This is a genomic window from Paraburkholderia sp. PGU19 (genome assembly GCF_013426915.1).
Taxonomy (GTDB): Bacteria; Pseudomonadota; Gammaproteobacteria; order Burkholderiales; family Burkholderiaceae; genus Paraburkholderia.
This window is the reverse complement of record NZ_AP023179.1, coordinates 1,878,526-1,898,285: the sequence shown is the minus strand read 5'-3', so window position 1 is coordinate 1,898,285 and position 19,760 is coordinate 1,878,526. Positions and strand designations below refer to the sequence as shown.

The following is a 19,760-nucleotide window of genomic DNA, read 5'->3' as shown; positions in this document are numbered from 1 at the left end:
TCAGCCCAGACGGTCCTGCGCCATGCGCACGGCGATGTCGAAGGCCTTTTGCGTCGCGCCCACGTCGGCCTTGCCCTGGCCGTGGATGTCGAACGCGGTGCCGTGCGCGGGCGTGGTGATCGGCACTGGCAGGCCGCCATGCACTGTCACGCCGCGCCAAAAGCCCATCAGCTTCATCGCAATCTGGCCCTGGTCGTGGTACATCGTGACCACGCCGTCGAACGCCTTCTGGTCGCGCGCACGCACGAAGATCGTATCGGCCGGGAACGGGCCCTGCGCGTCGTAACCGAGCGAGCGCGCCTTGTCGACGGCGGGCGCGATCACGTCCAGTTCCTCGCGGCCGAACGCGCCATTGTCGCCGTTATGCGGATTGAAGCCGCACACCGCGATGCGCGGCGAAGCAATACCCGCCCGCTTCAGGCCATCGTTGATCAACTGGATCGCACCGATGATGCGCTGCTCCGACAGCCGCGCGCTGACATCCTTCAGTGCCATGTGCGAGGTGACGCGCGAGGTCCACAGTTCGTCGAGCACGTTGAATTCACAGAATGCGCCGCTGTAATCAAGCTGGCGCGCGAACCACTCCATTTCGTCGCTCGTCTCCATGCCCGCCATGTGCAACGACGTCTTGTTGACGGGGGCGAACATCATCGCGTGGGTGCGCTTGTCTTGCGTCAGGGCCAGCGCCTTCCTGAAGGCTTCGAGGCTGTAGCGCCCGCCCCGCTCGGTCGAAACGGCGCGTTCGTATGGGGCATCGTCGGCGAGACGAAAATCGATCAGCGAAGGCACATCGGTATCGCGCGGGGCATCGGTTTCGCTTTTGACCACGGTGTAGTCGAAGCGCTGCTGCGCGATCTCCATGCCTTTATCCAGCTCGCGTTTGTCGCCGATGATGAGCAGATCGGCGCGCGCGCGGTTTTCGGGCCGCGCGAGCAAACGCGCGATGAGTTCGGGACCGATGCCGGCCGGGTCGCCAAGCAGGACTGCAATACGAGGTTTCATCGTAGTTTTGCCTTTTGAGTGTCAGCGCGTGCGGCGCAGGTCGATCGCCAGTGAGCCGGCGATATACACCATTGCACACGCACTGTAAAAATGCAGCACCGCATCGAAGGAGCCGGTGCGTTGAAGAATGAAGCCCGTGATAAGCGGAATCGAGATGCCGCCGACGCTGCCCGCACAATTCATGCATGCGCCTAGCAGGCCCACGCGTCCCGGACTGGCGAGCAGCGATGGCAGGCTCCAGTAGAGGCTGCCCCACAACAGCATGAACGATGCCGCGCACAGCACCGCGATGGCCGTCACGGGCGATGAAATGCCCGGCAGCGCGGCAAACACCGCCAGCGTCGTAAGACCCGATAGCGCGATCATGCCCTTCACGACCTTGCCGCGCGAGAAGCCCCACGAGCACAACGCGTCGCACAGGAAGCCTCCCGTCAGTGAGCCACAGGCGCCCGCGAGGAAGATGAAGAACGTGGCGGCGCCGATTTGCGACAGGCTCAGGCCCCGTGCCTGCGTCAGATAGGTCGGGCCCCAGGTCAGCAAGCCGAAAAAGATCATCGCCCAAGCCATGCGACCCACGCACATCGCCACCGTCGAGCGCAGCGGCAAGGGCGCGTCCTGCGTGTGCGCGCTCGCCTGAATCGCGGCGCTGGCCTGTGCGGGTGCGCCGTCGCGGATATGCTCCAGTTCCGCCGAGTTGACGCCCGGATGCTTCGCGGGATCGTCGCGCAGATAGCGCCACGCCAGCCATCCGCATGCGATGGTCGCGAGGCCCGCGACCACGAACGCCGTGCGCCACGAGCCGAACATCAGGATCAGGTTCGAGATGGCCAGCCCGCCGATCGCCGCGCCGAGCGGCGAGCCGGCATCCATCAATACCGCGCCGCGCGCGCGTTCCTTCTTCGAGAGCCACAGCGCGTTGAGCTTGCTGCCCGCGGGAAACAGCGGCGCTTCAGCGGCGCCCAGCCCGACGCGCATGAAGAGCATCGACAGACCGCCCGTCGCTGCGCCCATCAGCGTCTGAAACAGGCCCCACAGCACCGTTGCGCATGCGACCACCTTGCGCGGCCCGAAGCGGTCGATCAGCCAGCCGCCGGGAATCTGCAGCAACGCATACGACCAGAAGAAGCTGGAGAGAATGAGGCCCTGCATCGCGGGCGAGAGTGTGAACTCTTTCGCGATGGTGGGCATCGCGATCGACAGCGAGATGCGATCCACCAAATTGATCAACGTGATGAGAAACACCACGCCGAAGATGCGCCAGCGTACGCTGGTCGAGTGCTGTGCCGATGCTGCATCGCGCGTCGCCGCGCGGGCCTCCATCCTGCTCTCCATGTCTGTCTCCTGTCGGCCCGAGCTGGCGCTTCAGCGCATACTCGGGCCCCACGCAAGATGTTTGCCGTGGACTGGTTCACGGGCTACGTCGGCCCGCCGTCATGCGGCTCATTCGATGATGTCGAAGTCCTTCAGATACTTGTCCGAGAGCGTGATCCCCAAGCCCGGCGTCTCGTCGGACAGTTGCAGATAGCCGTTCTCCGGCTGCGGCTCGCCGTCGAAGATGTAGTAGAACAGTTCGTTGCCCACTTCTACGTCGAATACGGGGAAGAACTCCGACATCGGGCTGGCCGTCGATGCCATGGTGAGGTGATAATTGTGCATCTGCCCCGCGTGCGGGATGACGGGCACCGACCATGCCTCGGCCATCGCGTTGATCTTGCGTGCCGCCGTGATGCCGCCCACGCGGTTGGTGTCGTACTGGATGACGTCCACCGCGCGCCGTTCGAGCAGGTCCTTGAAGCCGTACACGGTGAACTCGTGCTCGCCGCCCGAGATGGGCAGGATGTTCATCTTCTTGAGCTCCTGATACCCTTCCACGTCGTCGCCGATCACCGGTTCTTCCAGCCAGCGCAGGTTGAATTCAGCGAGGCGCGGCAACATGCGGCGCGCGTATTCGAGCGTCCAGCCCATGTAGCATTCGACCATGATGTCCACGTCGTCGCCCGCCAGTTCGCGCAGCAGGCGCACCTGTTCGAGGTTCTTCGCCATGCCTTTCGGGCCGTCCTTCGGGCCGTAGCCGAAGCGCATTTTCATCGCGGTGAAGCCCTGGTCGAGATAGCCTTGCGCTTCTCCGAGGAAGGCGTCGCGATCGTCGTTGTTGTACAGCTTCGAGGCGTAGCACCAGATCTTCTCTTTCGTGCGGCCGCCGAGCAGCTTGAACACCGGCTTTTTCACCGCCTTGCCCATGATGTCCCAGATGGCGATATCCATCGCCGAGATCGCCGCCATGCCGATGCCCTTGCGGCCCCATGCCAGCGTGCGGCGATACATCTTCTGCCACAGGTATTCGTAATCGAACGGATCTTCGCCGATCGCGATAGGCGCGAGGTATTCATCGACGATCTGCTTGGCCACGCGCGGCGCCAGCGCGCAATTGCCAATGCCCACCGTGCCGTCGTCGCATTCGATCTCCACGACCAGCCAGCCGTGGAAGCGGAACGAGCCCATCGCGTCGCCGCGTTCGTAGAGGATGTCCACCGCGTTCGTGCAGAAGTGCGATTGCGGCGGAACGACCTTGCCCTTCCATTCGAAAACGCGTGCGCGGACGTGCTTGATCTTCATCTCGTCTGTCTCCGTTCGATCGGGTTGCGCCGCGCGACTCAAGGGTTTGCGCGGCTGTTTCGGGTGGTGCTAGTGTGCGAAACTCTGCGATAACTGACCATTGAATTATTTGGATCAGCCTATTTCCAACGGTTATCGCTCAAGAAGACCTCGTCACGAAATGATCGCGCCCGCCTCGACCATCCGGAAACGACTCCGCCTGCGCCATCTGCAACTGATGCATGCGCTCTCCGAAACTGAATCGCTACGCAGCGCCGCCGACGAACTCGCGATGACCCAACCCGCGGCCACCAAGGCGTTGAAGGAACTGGAAGACACCATCGGCGTGTCGCTATTCGTGCGGCATCCGCGCGGCATGGAGGCGACCGTCTACGGCGAGGCAGTGATGCGCTATGCGCGCGTGATGTTCGAGGATCTCGATGAACTGCGCGAGGAACTGGCCGCCATCGAGGCGGGCGATATCGGCAAGGTGCGCATCGGCGCGGTGATGGCGCCCGCGCCGGAACTGCTGACGCGCGTGATCGTGCAGTTGAAGGAGGCACACCCCCGTCTGCAGATCAGCGTGCAGATCGATACCAGCGACGTGCTCGTGCAGGCCTTGCAGCAAGATCAGCTCGATATCGTCGTCGGGCGCATTCCGTATGGCTTTCCCGCGCTGGATCTGAGCTTCGAGACCTTGTCGGAGGAGGCGCTTTCCATCGTCGCGCGGCCGGACCATCCGGCGCTCGGCATTCCGGGCAGGCCGAAGCTCGTGCAGTTGTCGAAGTTCGCGTGGATCGTGCAACCCCATCCCAGTCCGATGCGCGAGATCATCGACCAGACTTTCAGGGAATCGCGCGTGGCGCCGCCGGAAAGCACCGTGGAGACTTCATCGATTCTCACCACGCTCTCGCTGCTGCGTGATTCGGACATGCTGGCCGTGCTGCCGTCCTCCGTGGCGGATTACTATTCGGCGCTCGGCACGATTGCGTCGCTGGGTACGCCGTTACGCGGCCGGCTCGCGCCTTATGGGCTGATTCTGCGGAAGAACCGGCGCATCAGCCCGGCAACGCAACTGGTGATCGAGGCGATTCGCACCGCGTGAAAACAAAGACCGCCTTCCTTCGCGAAGGCGGTCTCTTTTGTTCATGCGCTTCAGCGACTCTGCTCGGCCAGCTTCAATCCGTGTTCGCCGGAAGCGTCGTCAGGCTGTGCATCCAGCTTGATATCCGGACGCATGAAAAACGTCATCACGATGCCCACCGTCAGCAAGCCCAGCGATCCGATGAACGGCAGCGTCCAGTTTCCCGTCCGATCGACGATGAAGCCAAAGGCGATCGGCGAGAAAATGCCGGCAATGGCCGAGCCTGCGTTCACGAGTCCGCTCGCGATGCCCACGTGTTTCGGCGTGATGTCCATGGGCACGGCCCAGATCGGCCCGATGGTCAATTCGAGGAAGAAGAACGACAGGCTCAACGATGCAGCCATGACGGGCAGCGAATCGACGATCATCACCGGTGCGAGAAACACCAGTGCGCCCAGAAAGGCGACGATGATCATGTTGCGTCGCGCGGCAACCACGTTGCCCGTTCGTTTCAGAATGCGATCCGACAGCATCCCGCCCGCTGTATTGCCGACCACGCCCGAAAGAAACACGCCCGCCGAGAACAGCGCCGAACTCTTGAGATCGAGGCCGCGCCCGTGCATGAAGAAGGTCGGCAGCCAGGTGAAGAAAAGCCAACCCGTCCAGCCGTAGCAGAAGTAGACCATCATGGTTGGACCCATGCGCTTGATGAGCCTGCCCCACGGCGTCGGCTCGCGCGTCGTCTTCGCCGATGCCATCGTTTCCGGCGGCAGTTCGGCCACTTCCTCCGGCGTGATGTGCCGATGCTTGCGCGGGTCGTCCTTGAAGTACCAGGCATAGGCCACGAGCCAGACGGCGGTGAGCGCGCCGACCAGCAGGAACGACGCTCGCCACGATGCGAAGGCGACGAGCAGCGCGATCAGCGGCGGGTCAGCGCGTTTCCCAGGCGCGAGAACGAATGTGTGAGGCCCTGGACGAAACCGCGCTTGCTCGCCGGATACCAGTTGACGAGCGCACGCGCCTGCGCGGGCAATGCGGCGCCTTCGCCGACGCCTAGCAGCATTCGCGCGCAGAACAGCGACACCACGCCGCCCGCGACACCCGTCGCGACCGTGGCGATGATCCAGATCGTCGCGCACAGCATGAGCGTGGTCTTCGCGCCCACGCGGTCACTGAACCATCCGCCGATCACCTGGAAGATCGCGTACGTGTAGGCGAACGCGCCGAACACGAAACCGACATTGGTATTGGAAAGATGCAGGTCGTCGCGAATCAGTCCCGCGGCGGCGGAAAGATTCACGCGATCGAGATACATGATGAACGACATCGCGCACATCAGCGCGAGGACCGACCGTGTAACTCTTGGGCGATGCGGCATGTCTTTGTCTCCTCCAGGGCTTTTGCGCTCTAGCGCGCTCTTCTTGAGGGCGGACCGTGATTCAAGGTCCGCCGCCCCAAAGTCTGGAGAGAACTTTGATAGCCGTCTATTGAAATCGGCTTATGGGACGATTCCCACTGGTTATCGCTGTGTGAGCGGCGCGGCGTGATTTTTCGTCGGCGAGGCGCCGCCCGCTCAGTGAGCACGCTTCTCAAAGACGTCCTTGACCACCGGCAACGCGGAAAACACGTTAGGCCAACCGGCATAGAAGGCGAGTTGCGTCATCACCTCCGACGCTTCATCTCTGGTCAGGCCGTTATCCATCGCACGATTGAGGTGATAGGTGATCTGCGCAACCTGCCCCGTGGCGACGAGCGCGCTGACCGTCACGAGACTGCGGTCGCGCGGCGCGAGACCGGGGCGCAACCAGAGATCCCGGAACAGCACATTGGTCGTGAATTGCACGACACCCGGCGCGACAGTGCCGAAATTTTGCTGCACGGTGCCCGCTCGCTCCGCCTCAGCGGCTTCGTCGAGCGGCAGCATCTTGCCCGTGGCAGGCGGTATTTGATCTGCCTTGACGCCGCGCTGGTCAAATACGGTCTTCGTGACGCCGACCGCCGATGTCGCATTGGCCCAACCCGAGTAAAACGCGAGATGCGTAATGATCTCCGAGATCTCACCCGGCTTGACGCCGTTATCGAGTGCAAGGTTGAGGTGGTACGGTAACTCGACCGTCTGATTGCGCGCAATCAGTACCGACAGCGTCACGATGCTGCGATCGCGCGGCGACAGTTGTGGACGCTTCCACAAATCTTCTAGAAGCGTATCTGTCGTATAGTTTTCGAGCGCTGGCGAGACCGCACGCACGTCCTCGGGCGTCGGAAAGGCGGGAAGCGAATGGCTTTTTTCCATGCTGATATTCCTTTGCATTTGCGAACAGGCGGAAAGCATCAGGCAAACCGACGCAAGCAATATGACGAACCTGTTCACGTGTGATGTCCTTGCGCGAGATGACCCGGAATCAGGGTCTGGCGGACAATCGGTATCTCGCGTCATATCACAGCGGAAAGCTTCATCTTGATCTCTCACGGCCAGGTGGACAGAAACTTGCGCGTTAGTTGTAGCTAAATGCGCGAGCGATCTGGGGTGGGCCCTTTGACGTGACGGCGTCTAAGGTGTCAATGCCAAAGTCCGCACGAGCCAACACGAGCCTTGCAAAGATATCCAGGCATACCCCGTCTGACTAGACGCTAAAATCGGCATACACTTATGAAACGGGTTCATCAATGCCACGCGAAAATTTCAACGATCTGCTTGCATTCATCGCCGTCGCGCGTGAGCGCAGTTTCACGCGCGCCGCCGCGCAACTGGGGTATCGCAATCAGCGTTGAGCCACACGATCCGGGCGCTCGAAACGCGACTCGGTCTTCGGCTCCTGACCCGGACGACGCGCAGCGTCGCCCCGACGGAAGCCGGCGAGCGGCTGCTCGAGACTGTCGCGCCTCGCTTCGAGGAAATCGAGGCCGAACTGGCCGCCGTCACCGAACTTCGCGACATGCCTGCGGGCACGATCCGCATCACGGCGACCGACTACGCGACCAAGACTATCCTCTGGCCGAGACTGTCTAAAGTGCTTCGTCGCTATCCTGAGATCAAGGTCGAAATCATCACGGACTACGGTCTCTCCGATATCGTCGCGGATCGCTATGACATCGGCGTTCGCAACGGCGATCAGGTCGCGAAGGACATGATCGCCGTCCGTGTCGGCCCCGACATGCGCATGGCCGTCGTCGGCACGCCCGCTTACCTGCAAAAGCACGCGGCCCCCAGGAAACCGCAAGACCTGATCGCCCACAATTGCATCAACCTGCGTCTACCTACCCATGGCGGCTTCTACGCATGGGAGCTAAGGAAAGGACAGCGGGAGGTCCAGGTGCGTGTGGAGGGGCAGCTTGCCTTCAATGGCACCTATCAAATGCTCGATGCGGCCTTGTCGGGTTATGGACTCGCCTACATTCCGGCAGACGTCGTTCAGCCGCATATCACAGCAGGCCGTCTTGTCTGGGTGCTCGAAGACTGGTCGCCGACATTCGCCGGCCTCCATGCTTATTACGCAAGCCGCCGCCAGTCCTCGCGTGCGATGAAGGTAGTGATCGACGCGCTCCGCTACAGCCCCTGAATACGGCCGTTTGATTCATGAATGAGAAACATAAGAGCTTGCGGTTTTAAGGTCTTTATCGATAGACGCTAAATTCCTATCATTTCACCTGGTCAGCATTCAGGTGAGACGGATATGAACGGCATGTTTCAAGGCAAGGTCGCGCTGGTGACGGGCGCGGGTTCAGGACTGGGACTTGCCGCAGCACAGGCATTTGCCGCCGAAGGCGCTTCCGTCGTACTCGCAGATGTCGACGAAGGCGCGGTTAAAGCAGCCGCCGCCAGGCTTGTCGCTTCAGGTCATCAGGCGCTTGCCGTGCGCTGCGACGTTGCCGACGAGGCACAAGTCAAAGCGATGGTCGATCTGACTGTCGCTACCTACGGACGTCTCGATGCGGCGTACAACAACGCAGGCATCAACAGCCCTGTCGCCGAAACGGCCGACGCCAGCGGCGACGAGTTCGAACGCGTGAACGGCGTGAACCTGCGCGGCGTGTGGAACTGCATGAAATACGAATTGCTGCAGATGCGCGAACAGGGAAGCGGCGCGATCGTCAACTGCTCGTCGCTCGGCGGGCTCGTGGGTATTGCGGGCCGTGGCGTGTATCACGCGTCGAAGCATGGCGTCATCGGACTCACGAAAAGCGCCGCGCTCGAATACGCAGCGAGAGGCATCCGCATCAACGCCGTGTGCCCCGGCATCATCGAAACCCCGATGGTCGCGGAGATGCTGGAGCGCGAGCCCGAGGCGATGAAAGCGCTCATGAACGAGCAGCCCATCGGCCGGCTCGGACGGTCCGATGAAATCGCCGCGGCCGTGCTCTGGTTGTGCAGCCCAGGCGCGAGTTTCGTGATCGGTCACGCGCTCGCCGTCGATGGCGGCTACACCGCTCGTTAATCAGAAAGAACACGACATGGAATACGGATATCTGGGCCGCAGCGCCCTCAAGGTTTCGCCCTTGTGCCTGGGCGCGATGATGTTCGGCGGCGAAACCGACGAAGCGACTTCGAAACGCATCATCGACAAGGCATTCGATCAGGGCATCAATTTCATCGATACGGCTGACGTCTATCACGCAGGCCGTTCGGAAGAAATCGTCGGCCGTGCGATCGCCGAGCGTCGCAATAGTTGGGTGGTCGCGACGAAGTTCGGCTATCCGGCCACGCAAGGTCCGAACGAACAGGGACAGTCGCGCAAGTGGATCATGCAATCGGTCGAAGCGAGCCTCAAGCGCCTGGGCAGCGACTACATCGACATCCTGTACTTTCATCGCGCATTGCTCGATGCACCGCTCGAAGAAGGCGTGCGTGCGATTGGCGATCTGATCCGTCAGGGCAAGGTGCGCTATTTCGGCGTGTCGAACTTCCGGGGCTGGCGCATCGCCGAGATCGTGCGGCTCGCGGATCAGCTCGGCATCGACCGGCCGGTTGCGAGCCAGCCGCTGTACAACATGGTGGACCGTACTGCCGAGGTTGAACAGTTGCCAGCGGCCGCGCACTACGGCGTGGGCAGCGTCTCCTATAGCCCACTTGCCCGTGGCGTGCTGACGGGCAAGTATGCGGTGGATGCTCCCCCGCCCTCAGACACGCGGGCAGGCCGCGGCGACAAGCGCATCCAGCAGACGGAATGGCGGCCGGAGTCGCTGGCGATTGCGCAAGAGGTAGCGGCGCACGCCGCCGCGCGCGGCACGACGTCGATCGCGTTCGCGCTGGCGTGGGTACTCAAGAATCGGCTCGTCAGTGCGGCGATTGCGGGTCCGCGTACGGAAGCGCATTGGGACAGCTATATCGAAGCGCTGAAAGTGCAACTCGGACCCGACGACGAAAAGTTCGTCGATAGCCTGGTGCCGCCTGGACATGCATCGACACCGGGTTACACGGACCCCGGTTACCCGGTCGAAGGTCGCCGGGCGCTCCAGGTGTGAGGCCCGTCAGAAGCGCTTGCCGAGGCACTCGATTACGCCTTTAGCATCGCGCCGCTTACTTACTACGGACGCGATTAGCACCTCACGCTTCTGACGTAGCACATACTATTGCCAAGTATCGCCACCGCTTTCGATCATGCCAACAGACCATCAATCGACCGCCGCCGCGAAGCATGATGCGCAACATCATCGCGTGCGGACGCTGCTGATCCTCAGTACGTTGATGGCTTTCGCGTCGATCTCGACGGATCTGTACCTTCCCGCGTTGCCCGCCATGGCCGATGCGCTCCACGCCGACCCCGGCACACTGCAACTGACGATCTCGGGATATCTCATTGGCTTCAGCCTGGGCCAGTTGTTGTGGGGACCGGTCAGCGATCGTCACGGCCGGCGGTTACCTGTGGCGATCGGCCTTGTTCTTTTTATCTTCGGCTCCGCTGGCTGCGCGATATCGCAGGACGCAAACACCCTCATTGGCTGGCGCGTGCTGCAAGCAGTCGGCGCATGCGCAAGCGTGGTCATTTCCCGCGCCATGGTGCGCGATCTGTACAGCGGTGTACGCGCCGCGCAAATGATGTCGACCCTGATGACCGTCATGGCCGTTGCGCCTTTGATCGGACCGAGCGTCGGCGGCCTGATCCTCCACGTTGCGTCGTGGCGGGCGATCTTCTGGGTACTCGTCGCCGTCGGCATCGCGACGCTCGCAGGGCTTTACTGCCTCCCTGAGACCCTGCCCGGGGAGCGCCGCAATCGCGCCCCACTCGGGAACTCACTTGCCGGTTATGCCAGCCTGCTGCGCAATCGAAGCGTGCTCGGATATTCCGTAAGCGTAGGATTTTTCTACGGCGGCATCTTTGCTTATGTTGCGGGTACGCCGTTCGCGTACATCACCTACCACCACGTGTCGCCGCAGCACTACGGCGTGCTGTTCGCTGCGGGAATCGTCGGCATCATGATCACCAACCAGGTCAACGCCCGGCTTGTCCTGCGTTTCGGCGGCGATCGTCTGATGCGTTTTGGCGCAATCGTAGCGGGGCTCATGGGTGCCCTCCTCGCGTTCGATGCGGGATCGGGATGGGGCGGCCTGATCGGCCTCGTGCTGCCGCTGTTCCTTTTCGTCTCGACCAACGGGTTCATCAACGCCAATGCGATCGCGGGTGCGCTTGGCGCTTGCCCCGAGCGCGCAGGCGCCGTCTCCGCACTGATCGGCTCGATACAGTATGGCGCCGGTATTGCGGGCTCGGCGCTGATCGGTTTCTTCGCGGACGGCACGCCGCGCCCAATGGCGTACGTCATTGCGTTGATGGGTATCGGTTGCTGGCTCTCGACGCGCCTTCTCGTGCCGCGCGAAAGCGTCAGGCAAACATGTGCGAACACCATTGCCTGACGCGCAGCGGGTTGGACATAGCGATTAACTCGCGGTGACGATTCGATCTGCCTGTCTGCCGAACTAGCCGCCATACTTCAAACGGCTCAATGCTTCGAGACAAACGAATTCTGATCGCGAGATACCGATCCGCAAAACGGCATGCGGTACGCGTGCTCTTCCTCGTCGACCTGCCGCATGCGGCGTTCGAGATCAGCCAGATCGCTCGACGACGCGAGATAGTCGCTGTGCGAAGAAACGTCGTGGCCGGAAACCATTTTTCCGAGGAGGTGGGAAAGGCGTGCAAACATGATGTGCTCCTTGTCGTGTAAAAGGCGGCGTTCGCTAAATTGCGTCACCACCGACACAGCGCACATGACATAGGTTTGGTGAACCCGCTTCACATGCACCGCTGATGTGAAGCAGATTAAGTCCCGTGAATTAGCTTTGAATGAGCATTGCGCGGGACGGAAAGGATTCCGTGCCCTCATCCAGCGCTAATTCTCATATTCGATCATGGACGCAGATGGGCGATTGATGCGAAAGCGCCCGACCATGACCATGACTGGTATGAGAAGCCCCCTGGAGACACATCAAATGAGCACGCTCGCTGACAGCATCGCCCCCACCCGTTCGAGATCCAGACGCTATGGCCTCTTCGTCTGCCTCATGGCAGCGCTGGCCGGCCTGCTGTTCGGTCTCGACATCGGCGTGATTTCAGGCGCCCTGCCCTTTGTCGCGAAGCATTTCGTTCTGAACGACCGCTCGCAGGAATGGATCGTCAGTTCGATGATGGTCGGCGCGGCAATCGGCGCACTGGGTGCGGGCTGGCTGTCGTGGCGCCTCGGACGCCGCTACGCGCTTGCGCTGGCGGCGGTACTGTTCATCGTGGGCTCGCTATGGTCGGGCTTCGCGGGCAGTCCGGTAGATTTGATCGGCGCGCGCCTGCTGCTGGGCCTTGCCGTCGGCATGGCGTCCTTCACGGCGCCGCTCTATCTTTCGGAGGTGGCGCCGAGACAGGTGCGCGGGGCCATGATCTCCACCTATCAACTGATGATTACAGTCGGGATTCTCGCGGCCTTCCTGTCGAACATCGGGCTTTCCTACGTGGCCGACTGGCGCTGGATGCTGGGCGTTATCGCGATCCCCGCCGCGATCTTCCTGGCGGGCGTCCTCGCCCTCCCCGACAGTCCGCGCTGGCTGCTTCAGCGCAACCGCGCAGCGGAAGCTCGCACCGTCCTTGAGCGCCTCCACGGCAATCCGGCTGACGTTCAAGCGGAACTCGAACAGGTCACCGAGGACAACACGCGACCCCAGCGGGGATGGAGCCTGCTGCGCAAGAACCCGAACTTTCGTCGTTCGGTGCTGCTCGGCATCGTGCTGCAGGTCTTCCAGCAGCTCACGGGCATCAACGTCGTGATGTACTACGCGCCGCGCATTTTCGAGCTGGCAGGCTTCGGCACCCATGAGCAGCAACTGTGGGCTACCGTCATCGTCGGCCTTGTCAACGTCGTGGCAACGTTTGGCGCAATCGCCTTCGTCGATCGTTGGGGCCGCAAGCCGATTCTCTACGCGGGATGCGCGGTCATGGCATTCGGAATGTGCTCTCTCGGGCTTCTGCTGCATGCCGGTGTGGCGGGTCTCACGGCACAGATTCTGGCTGTTGCGGCGCTGCTGCTCTTCATCGCAGGCTTCGCCATGTCCGCGGGTCCTCTCGTGTGGATTCTCTGCTCGGAGATTCAACCCCAGCAGGGACGGGACTTCGGCATCGCTGTCTCAACCCTGGTCAACTGGGTGGCCAACATGGCCGTCGCGGCCACGTTCCTCAGCCTGTTGTCGACGGTTGGCGAGGCGAACACCTTCGTGCTGTATGCCATTCTCAATGTGATCTTCGCGATCGTGGTGTTCTTTTATGTACCCGAGACTCGCGGTGTCTCGCTCGAGAAGCTGGGTAACGACCTGATGGCCGGCAAGCGTCTGCGTGATCTGGGCAAGGCTGACAAGTAACCTCGACGCGCCGCCGGCTTACCCCTGCGCCGCGCAAGAGATCTCAAACGACCTCGGCTGAACAGACCACGAACATCGAGAGCCGCAACCCCGATATTCGAGGCAACCGGCCTGCGCGCGCCGCCGAATCAGCGCGACTTACTGCCCCGACACCTGCTTCCTGACAAACGCGACATACCCATTCTGCGTTTTCAGGATCTTGCTTGCGCAGTCGTCGTAATCAGAGCCCTTCGCGTTGTCCGGCCCATACATGCCGCGACACTGCGCAAACAGCGTGAGCGTCGCGCCGCCCGGTTTCGCGACACGCGTCGCCGAGAACGACACCTTGCCGGAACTGTAAGGCACATCGGTTTCGATCGCCACGGCGTCCGCGCGCGTGACGGAGGTATCGGAATGCTGCTCGACATAGCGCTTCGTCGCCACCCACGCGGCGTCGCACTGCGCGCCGTCGCAGTTGACGGCCGCATTGCGCTGCGCAGCGGCAAGGCTGGTTTCGTTGTGCGAGTATTCCTGGGCCTGGCGCGCCTCCTTTTCGGCAGACGAGCATCCTGCGAGCACGAGCGCGGCGAGCGCAACGACATGGATTTTTTTCACGAGCGGGGCTTCCTTTGCAACGGTCGAGCGCGATTATAGCTGTGCGACAGATGCGTACACAGATCCGCTCTATCGACGGAACCGCTGTCACGGGCGGCTCACGTTGCGTGGATACCGGCGGCGACCGTCGCGCCCTTCCCTCCGGTTGCCTCCCGTCTGGATGTCGCCAAACCGGTTTAAGAATCCGTCGCCCATTGAGCCCCTTCATTGCCGCAAGTTGCCCCACAGGAAGTTATATTCGACAGCTTGCGATTGCGCTGCATCCAGACCGTCCACGCTACCATGGCCGCCGCCCGCTTTCTCGAGAAGCCACACATCCGGATGCCCTTGAGCCTGCATTCGCGCAACCATTTTTCGCGCATGCCCCGGATGAACACGGTCGTCACTCGTCGATGTCACGAACAGCACAGGCGGATACGTAGCGTCGCCAATCACACAGTGATACGGCGAATAGGCCGCGAGCGCCAATGCATGATCCGGATCGTCCGGATCGCCGAATTCCTCGAGCCAGGAGGCACCGGCATGCAGCAAATGATAGCGCTCCATGTCGAGCAGCGGCACCTGGCACACGACGGCGCCGAACAGCGCCGGGCGCTGCACCATGCACGCGGCCACCAGCAGTCCGCCGTTGCTGCCGCCCTGAATGCCGAGCCGCGCGGGCGTTGTCATGCCATCGGCGATCAACTTCTCGGCCACGGCAATGAAATCGTCGAACGCGCGTTGCCGATGCTCGCGCTGCGCGGACGTGTGCCAGTCCGCACCGAATTCTCCGCCGCCGCGAATGTGCGCGATGACGGTCACGCCATTTCGTTCGAGCCAGCCGACACCCAGCCCAGGATCGTAGCCGGGCACGAGCGGCACGGCGAAACCGCCATAACCCGTCAACACGCACGGGCATGGCATCGGCGCCGTGCCTTCGAGCACCGCGCTGGGACCCATCACCGTATACGCCACCCGTGTGCCGTCCCGCGATAGAGCATGATCGCGTCGAACAGCAAGCGAGGCAGCATCGAACTGCGCAGGCCATCGTTCCAGCGACGAACCTTGCGACAGGTCTTCGACAGCGAGATCGGCCAGCGAGTATTCGGGCGGTTGCAGGCAATCATCGACATAGACATACGCTTCATCGTTGAGTGTCGTCTCGATCGGAGTCAGGCTGACCTGCGACGCATCCCGTACGGGAAACACGCGGGAATGCCACGACCAGTCGCCATCGGCCATCTGCCGCGGCTGCCACACCATGTTGCGACACTGCACGTCGTCGAGCCACGACACGATCAGATAATGGCGCGTCGCAGTCCACTCGCACGCTGATGTCGTCCCTGTGGGCTTAAACAGCGGGACGAAATCGCGGTTGCCTGCCAGAAAAGCCTGTTCGCGCACCGCCAGCAAGCCGCCGTTTGCGTGCGTGCTGCCGCCACATTTCCAGTCGAGCCGTGGCTGAAGCAGCAGCCATCCGTTCCAGGCGCCGACGGCCACATGCGCGGGCACGTCATAGCGCGTCCAGTTGCCGTCGTCCGATAGATGATAGGTATGCGCATCGTGGAAACCGACGTCCCGAAACATGGTGTGCCGTTGTTCGATGGGATCATAGGCGCCGTCGACGCTGACATCGTCGAATTCACCCCAAAACACGACGGGCGAATCGGCAAGCCTGGTGCCGCGGACCCAGCGCCTGACTTCGCGCGGGTAACCCGACCGCGTCACCGTGTCGTCACCGCCATCCCAGCCGACATAGACGGTATCGCGATCGATCCATTCGACAGAATGCTTGCCGGCGGGTTCGATGACAAACCCGTCGCGCACGAAACGACGCTGCTCGATATCGAATTCGCGTACGACGACTGAATCGCCGCCGTCCGGCGACAACAGGATCAGTGCGCGATCGCCGTCGGGATGGAGAATGGCGAGATCAGAGAGCATCCACGGCGTGCCTTCCGCCCTGCCCAACGCATCGAAATCGAGCAGGGTTTGCCAATCAGGCGCGCGATCGCGCCAACTCTCCCAGGACGTGCGACGCCACAGCCCTCTCGGATTGTCCGCGTCGGTCCATACGTCGTACGCCCAATCCTTCATTCGAGCGGGAATGACGGGTCGCTCGGACGGCGGGAACGCGCGCTCCAGTTTTGCAAGGAGATCGTCCTATAGAGGACCGCTGCACCAGGCGGCATGCGTGCATGCGTTCTGCTCATCAACCCATCCACGAGCAGCGGGACTGTCGAGCTCTTCCAGAAAAAGAAAAGGATCGGGACTATCAGGCCAGATTGATGTTCGGGTCATAAGATTTAACGATTCTGATAAGGATCACATATCAAATCCGTAACAACAGACCCAGTCGAATCGCGAATGTTTCCGGCTCGTGCGTCTTTTTCTGCTTCAGTTGACGAACATCAAATCTGATGACTTGTTGCCGATGTGCCATGGCCGTCACGGCGAGCATCGTAAAAGCGCAAACGCGCGCCCCGCCGAGACGGGACGCGCGTCAATCAAGCTTTCGTGGCATACGCGGCACCCGCCCCACAGAGCACGCCCTGCGATTCCCGCGACGAATGAAGGTGCGTCTCGAAGCGCTTAGAAGCGGTGGCGAATACCCACGGTGCCAACCACTTGCGAATCCGACGACGACGCGCTTACGCCGACGATATGCGCGGTAATGCCCGAGCTGCCCGTGCTGCCGACATGCTGATATGCCGCCTCAGCATACACATCGGTGCGCTTGGACAGTGCGTAATCCGTTTGCAGCGTGACCTGGTGGTACTTCGGATCGACACCTTGCAGGCTTGCATCGGTGTACGTGTACGCACCCGACAGCGTCCATGCCGGCGTGAGCGCGTAACGGCCGTTCACTTCGAAGTTGGTGAAGTGCGCGCCATTGCCGTTCAGCGTGAAGCCGCTCGACGTGCCCGACGCCGTTGCGCCGATCGACGTCGCATTCGCGAGTTGCGTCTGCGTGAACACGAAGCCGACGTTAGCCGGGCCGAACGCGTAGCTGACGCCCGCGCCGTACGTGCGTTGACGCGAAGCCGTGAAGGTCGCGTCGCTGCTCACGGCGCCGCTCGCGTTGCTCGTGCCCGCGCCGTTCAGTTGCAGGTAAGCCGCCGCAACCTTCAGGCCGCCGAACGTATACGTCGCGCCGACGCTATATGCACGGTTGTCCGAGAAGCCGTCGGCCTGGTTCGAGAAGCCATACATCGCGCCGACCTTGAAGCCCGCGTAATCGACGCTCTGATACTTGACCGAGTTGCTGACGCGGAACGAGTTGTTCAGGTTGTCGTTGTCGTACGGGTGCGAGGCGAGCGTGCCGCCGTATTGGGTGCCATTCAGCGACAGTGGGCCCAGGTTGTCGACGAGATTGTCATACTGGCGACCGAGTGTGACCGAGCCGTACTGGTCGCTCGCGAGGCCGACGAATGCCTGGCGGCCGAACAGGCGGCTGTTCTGGCCCATGTTGCCCGTCGACAGATTGAAGCCGCTTTCCAGAGTGAAGATCGCCTTCAGACCGTTGCCGAGATCTTCCGAGCCACGCAGACCCCAACGGTTGCCGTTCAGGATGCCGCTGGCCTGCTGGATATTGCTATGACCGCCAGAATTGCTGGAGTACGTCAGGCCCGTATCGAGCAGGCCGTAGAGCGTGACGGAATTTTGAGCGTGCGCGGCACCGGCCGTGCCGAACAATGCGAGCGAGAGGGTCGAGAGTACGAGCTTTTTCATCTTTTCTCCATTTTCCGATAACGAATGCTATCGTGGCGCGGAGAATATCTGATTGAATCGGCTTTGAGACTTTGTCGTTGCGTTTAAACCACCCTTTAAATGCTTTCTCAATCTTCCCTGTAATGGAATTCGTTATTTCGATGGGACAGGAATCCATATGAAATGGGGCACATCCCTCTCGCGGATGCGCCCCAAGTGCCCAATTCTAGCTGTTCTCGGAATACAGGCCTGCGGATTTTATGGGATCGACTATAAACGTTGCAAGCTGTGCGCTGTATATTTACCTTTCTCATTCTTATAACGGTAAGATAATTGAATCTGATCACCTAATTTCAACAAGACTTAAATCTATCAATAAATAATTGATAAATCCATGTATTGATTTTTGCGTGGCATCCGGGCATTGCGCGCGTCGATACTTAACGCCTTTGCCAGCCAGCAGGCATCTGAAAGCAGCCGCTGTTACCATCGGTCGCTCTGCGCCAGCCGCCATGCTTCCCGCACACACCTTCGATTCCACCAACAACATCACCAACGCCCGAACCGAAAGAGACATCCTGTGCATCTCACCGCCGCCCTGACTCCGTGGTCCGCCCACGACACACGCCTCATTCTCTCGTGCGCGCTCGGCCTTGCGCTCATCATCGTCTTCATCAGCGCGCTCAAGCTCGCGCCCTTCCTGTCGATCCTGATCGGCACGTTCGCCGCGGGCTTCACTGCGCAACTGCCGCTCGACGTCGTCGCGAGTTCGTTCAGCAAAGGCGCAGGTGCGCTGCTCGGCGACGTCGGCATCATCATTGCGCTCGGTGCGATGCTGGGCGCGCTGATGGCCGATTCGGGCGCGGCCGACCGGCTCGTGTCGACGATCCTCGAACACTCCACGCCGCGCCGCCTGCCCTGGCTGATGGCGCTCGTCGCGATCATCATCGGCTTGCCGCTGTTCTTCGAAGTGGGTCTGGTGATGATGGTGCCCATCATCTTCGTGATGGCGCGCCGCTCGCAGCAGCCGATCCTGCGTATCGCCATTCCCGCCCTCGCCGGCATGACCACACTGCATGCGCTATTGCCGCCGCATCCGGGTCCGCTGATCGCCGTGAGCGCGCTGCATGCCGATCTCGGCATCACGCTCGGCCTTGGGCTGATCGTCGCGATTCCCGCGGTGATCCTCGCGGGTCCGCTCTATGGCATCGCACTGTCGAAGCGGATGCAGATCGCCGAACCGGAAGAAATGGGCAAGCTGTTTCGCGCCGGGTCGACGCAAACCGAACTGCCCGGCTTCGCCATATCGCTGGTGACGATCCTGATGCCCGTCGTGCTGATGCTCGGGCGCACGGTGGCGAAACTCGCGCTTGAAAAAGACACGCTGCTGTTCGACACGCTCGACTTTCTCGGTGAGCCGATCATCGCGCTTGGGCTGACCGTGATCTTCGCGATCGTTGCGCTCGGCTGGTCGCGCGGCATGTCGCGCGATCGCGTCGGCGGCATCTTGCGCAAGAGCCTGCCGCCCATCGCGGCGCTGCTGCTGACCATCGGCGCGGGCGGCGGCCTGAAGCAGACGCTCGTCGCCGCGGGTATCAGCACGACGATCGGCAAGATCGCAGTAGGCGCGCACATGCCGCTGCTGTTGCTCGCGTGGCTGATCGCCGTCGCGCTGCGTCAGGCGACGGGCTCGGCCACGGTTGCGACCACGACGACGGCGGGCATCGTGGCGCCCGTCGTCGTGGGGCTATCGGCGACGCACAATTCGTTGATGGCGCTCGCCATCGGCGCTGGTTCGGTGTTCTTCTGCCACGTCAACGACGCGGGCTTCTGGATGGTCCGCGAATACTTCGGACTGCAACTGAAGCAGACGGTGTTCGTCTGGTCGATTTTGCAGACTATCGTGTCCGTGGTTGGGCTGGTGGGGACGCTGGTGTTGTGGGGTGTGTTGAGCTGACG

At 61.8% G+C, this 19,760-nt stretch carries 13 protein-coding genes and 3 pseudogenes; 7 read left to right on the top strand and 9 right to left on the bottom strand.

Annotation, left to right across the window (positions count from 1 at the left end):
* The 3 genes from H1204_RS08705 to H1204_RS08695 all read right to left on the bottom strand — a co-directional run bounded on the left by H1204_RS08705 (nucleotide 1) and on the right by H1204_RS08695 (nucleotide 3,618).
* Nucleotides 1-1,002, bottom strand: coding sequence for a 4-hydroxythreonine-4-phosphate dehydrogenase PdxA (locus H1204_RS08705; RefSeq protein ID WP_180730792.1), 1,002 nt, complete (start codon nucleotides 1,000-1,002; stop codon nucleotides 1-3).
* Nucleotides 1,003-1,023: 21 nt separating this feature from the next.
* On the bottom strand, nucleotides 1,024-2,334 hold the full coding sequence (locus tag H1204_RS08700) for an MFS transporter (protein ID WP_180730791.1): 1,311 nt from the start codon (nucleotides 2,332-2,334) through the stop codon (nucleotides 1,024-1,026).
* A gap of 108 nt (nucleotides 2,335-2,442) precedes the next feature.
* Complete coding sequence (locus tag H1204_RS08695) at nucleotides 2,443-3,618, bottom strand: L-rhamnonate dehydratase (RefSeq protein WP_180730790.1); 1,176 nt, start codon at nucleotides 3,616-3,618, stop codon at nucleotides 2,443-2,445.
* Between the two features lie 160 nt (nucleotides 3,619-3,778).
* Here H1204_RS08695 and H1204_RS08690 point away from each other — a divergent pair, with 160 nt between their 5' ends.
* Complete coding sequence (locus H1204_RS08690; RefSeq protein WP_180730789.1) at nucleotides 3,779-4,702, top strand: LysR family transcriptional regulator; 924 nt, start codon at nucleotides 3,779-3,781, stop codon at nucleotides 4,700-4,702.
* Between the two features lie 50 nt (nucleotides 4,703-4,752).
* On the opposite strand, the pseudogene H1204_RS08685 reads toward H1204_RS08690, so the two are convergent.
* Both H1204_RS08685 and H1204_RS08680 read right to left on the bottom strand, forming a co-directional pair.
* Nucleotides 4,753-6,059 (bottom strand): annotated as a pseudogene (locus H1204_RS08685) (MFS transporter).
* A gap of 195 nt (nucleotides 6,060-6,254) precedes the next feature.
* Nucleotides 6,255-6,974 carry a carboxymuconolactone decarboxylase family protein gene (locus H1204_RS08680; RefSeq protein WP_243468592.1) on the bottom strand — a complete coding sequence of 240 codons (720 nt, stop codon included), beginning with the start codon at nucleotides 6,972-6,974 and terminating at the stop codon, nucleotides 6,255-6,257.
* A gap of 374 nt (nucleotides 6,975-7,348) precedes the next feature.
* On the opposite strand from H1204_RS08680, the pseudogene H1204_RS08675 reads away from it, so the two are divergent.
* The 4 genes and pseudogenes from H1204_RS08675 to H1204_RS08660 all read left to right on the top strand — a co-directional run bounded on the left by H1204_RS08675 (nucleotide 7,349) and on the right by H1204_RS08660 (nucleotide 11,531).
* Nucleotides 7,349-8,241, top strand: a pseudogene (locus H1204_RS08675) (LysR family transcriptional regulator).
* A 114-nt stretch (nucleotides 8,242-8,355) separates the two neighbouring features.
* Nucleotides 8,356-9,117 (top strand): glucose 1-dehydrogenase, encoded by a 762-nt coding sequence (locus tag H1204_RS08670; RefSeq protein WP_180730787.1) that lies wholly within the window; start codon nucleotides 8,356-8,358, stop codon nucleotides 9,115-9,117.
* Nucleotides 9,118-9,133: 16 nt separating this feature from the next.
* Nucleotides 9,134-10,144 (top strand): aldo/keto reductase, encoded by a 1,011-nt coding sequence (locus H1204_RS08665; protein ID WP_180730786.1) that lies wholly within the window; start codon nucleotides 9,134-9,136, stop codon nucleotides 10,142-10,144.
* A gap of 136 nt (nucleotides 10,145-10,280) precedes the next feature.
* Entirely contained in the window at nucleotides 10,281-11,531 is a 1,251-nt protein-coding gene (locus H1204_RS08660) for a multidrug effflux MFS transporter (RefSeq protein ID WP_180730785.1), read from the top strand.
* Between the two features lie 86 nt (nucleotides 11,532-11,617).
* On the opposite strand, the gene H1204_RS08655 is transcribed toward H1204_RS08660, so the two are convergent.
* Nucleotides 11,618-11,821, bottom strand: coding sequence for a DUF3563 family protein (locus H1204_RS08655; protein WP_180730784.1), 204 nt, complete (start codon nucleotides 11,819-11,821; stop codon nucleotides 11,618-11,620).
* 286 nt (nucleotides 11,822-12,107) lie between these two features.
* Here H1204_RS08655 and H1204_RS08650 point away from each other — a divergent pair, with 286 nt between their 5' ends.
* Complete coding sequence (locus H1204_RS08650) at nucleotides 12,108-13,517, top strand: sugar porter family MFS transporter (protein ID WP_180730783.1); 1,410 nt, start codon at nucleotides 12,108-12,110, stop codon at nucleotides 13,515-13,517.
* Between the two features lie 138 nt (nucleotides 13,518-13,655).
* On the opposite strand, the gene H1204_RS08645 is transcribed toward H1204_RS08650, so the two are convergent.
* The 3 genes and pseudogenes from H1204_RS08645 to H1204_RS08635 form a co-directional block, all read right to left on the bottom strand.
* Nucleotides 13,656-14,111: a lipoprotein gene (locus H1204_RS08645; RefSeq protein ID WP_180730782.1), complete on the bottom strand. Its 456-nt coding sequence runs from the start codon at nucleotides 14,109-14,111 to the stop codon at nucleotides 13,656-13,658.
* Nucleotides 14,112-14,315: 204 nt separating this feature from the next.
* Nucleotides 14,316-16,391, bottom strand: a pseudogene (locus H1204_RS08640) (prolyl oligopeptidase family serine peptidase).
* A 291-nt stretch (nucleotides 16,392-16,682) separates the two neighbouring features.
* A complete protein-coding gene (locus H1204_RS08635; RefSeq protein WP_180730781.1) occupies nucleotides 16,683-17,822 on the bottom strand; it encodes a porin in 1,140 nt (379 codons plus the stop codon).
* Between the two features lie 559 nt (nucleotides 17,823-18,381).
* Between H1204_RS08635 and H1204_RS08630 the strand changes: the two genes are divergently transcribed.
* Nucleotides 18,382-19,758 carry a gluconate:H+ symporter gene (locus tag H1204_RS08630; protein ID WP_180730780.1) on the top strand — a complete coding sequence of 459 codons (1,377 nt, stop codon included), beginning with the start codon at nucleotides 18,382-18,384 and terminating at the stop codon, nucleotides 19,756-19,758.
* The last annotated feature ends 2 nt before the right edge of the window (nucleotides 19,759-19,760 follow it).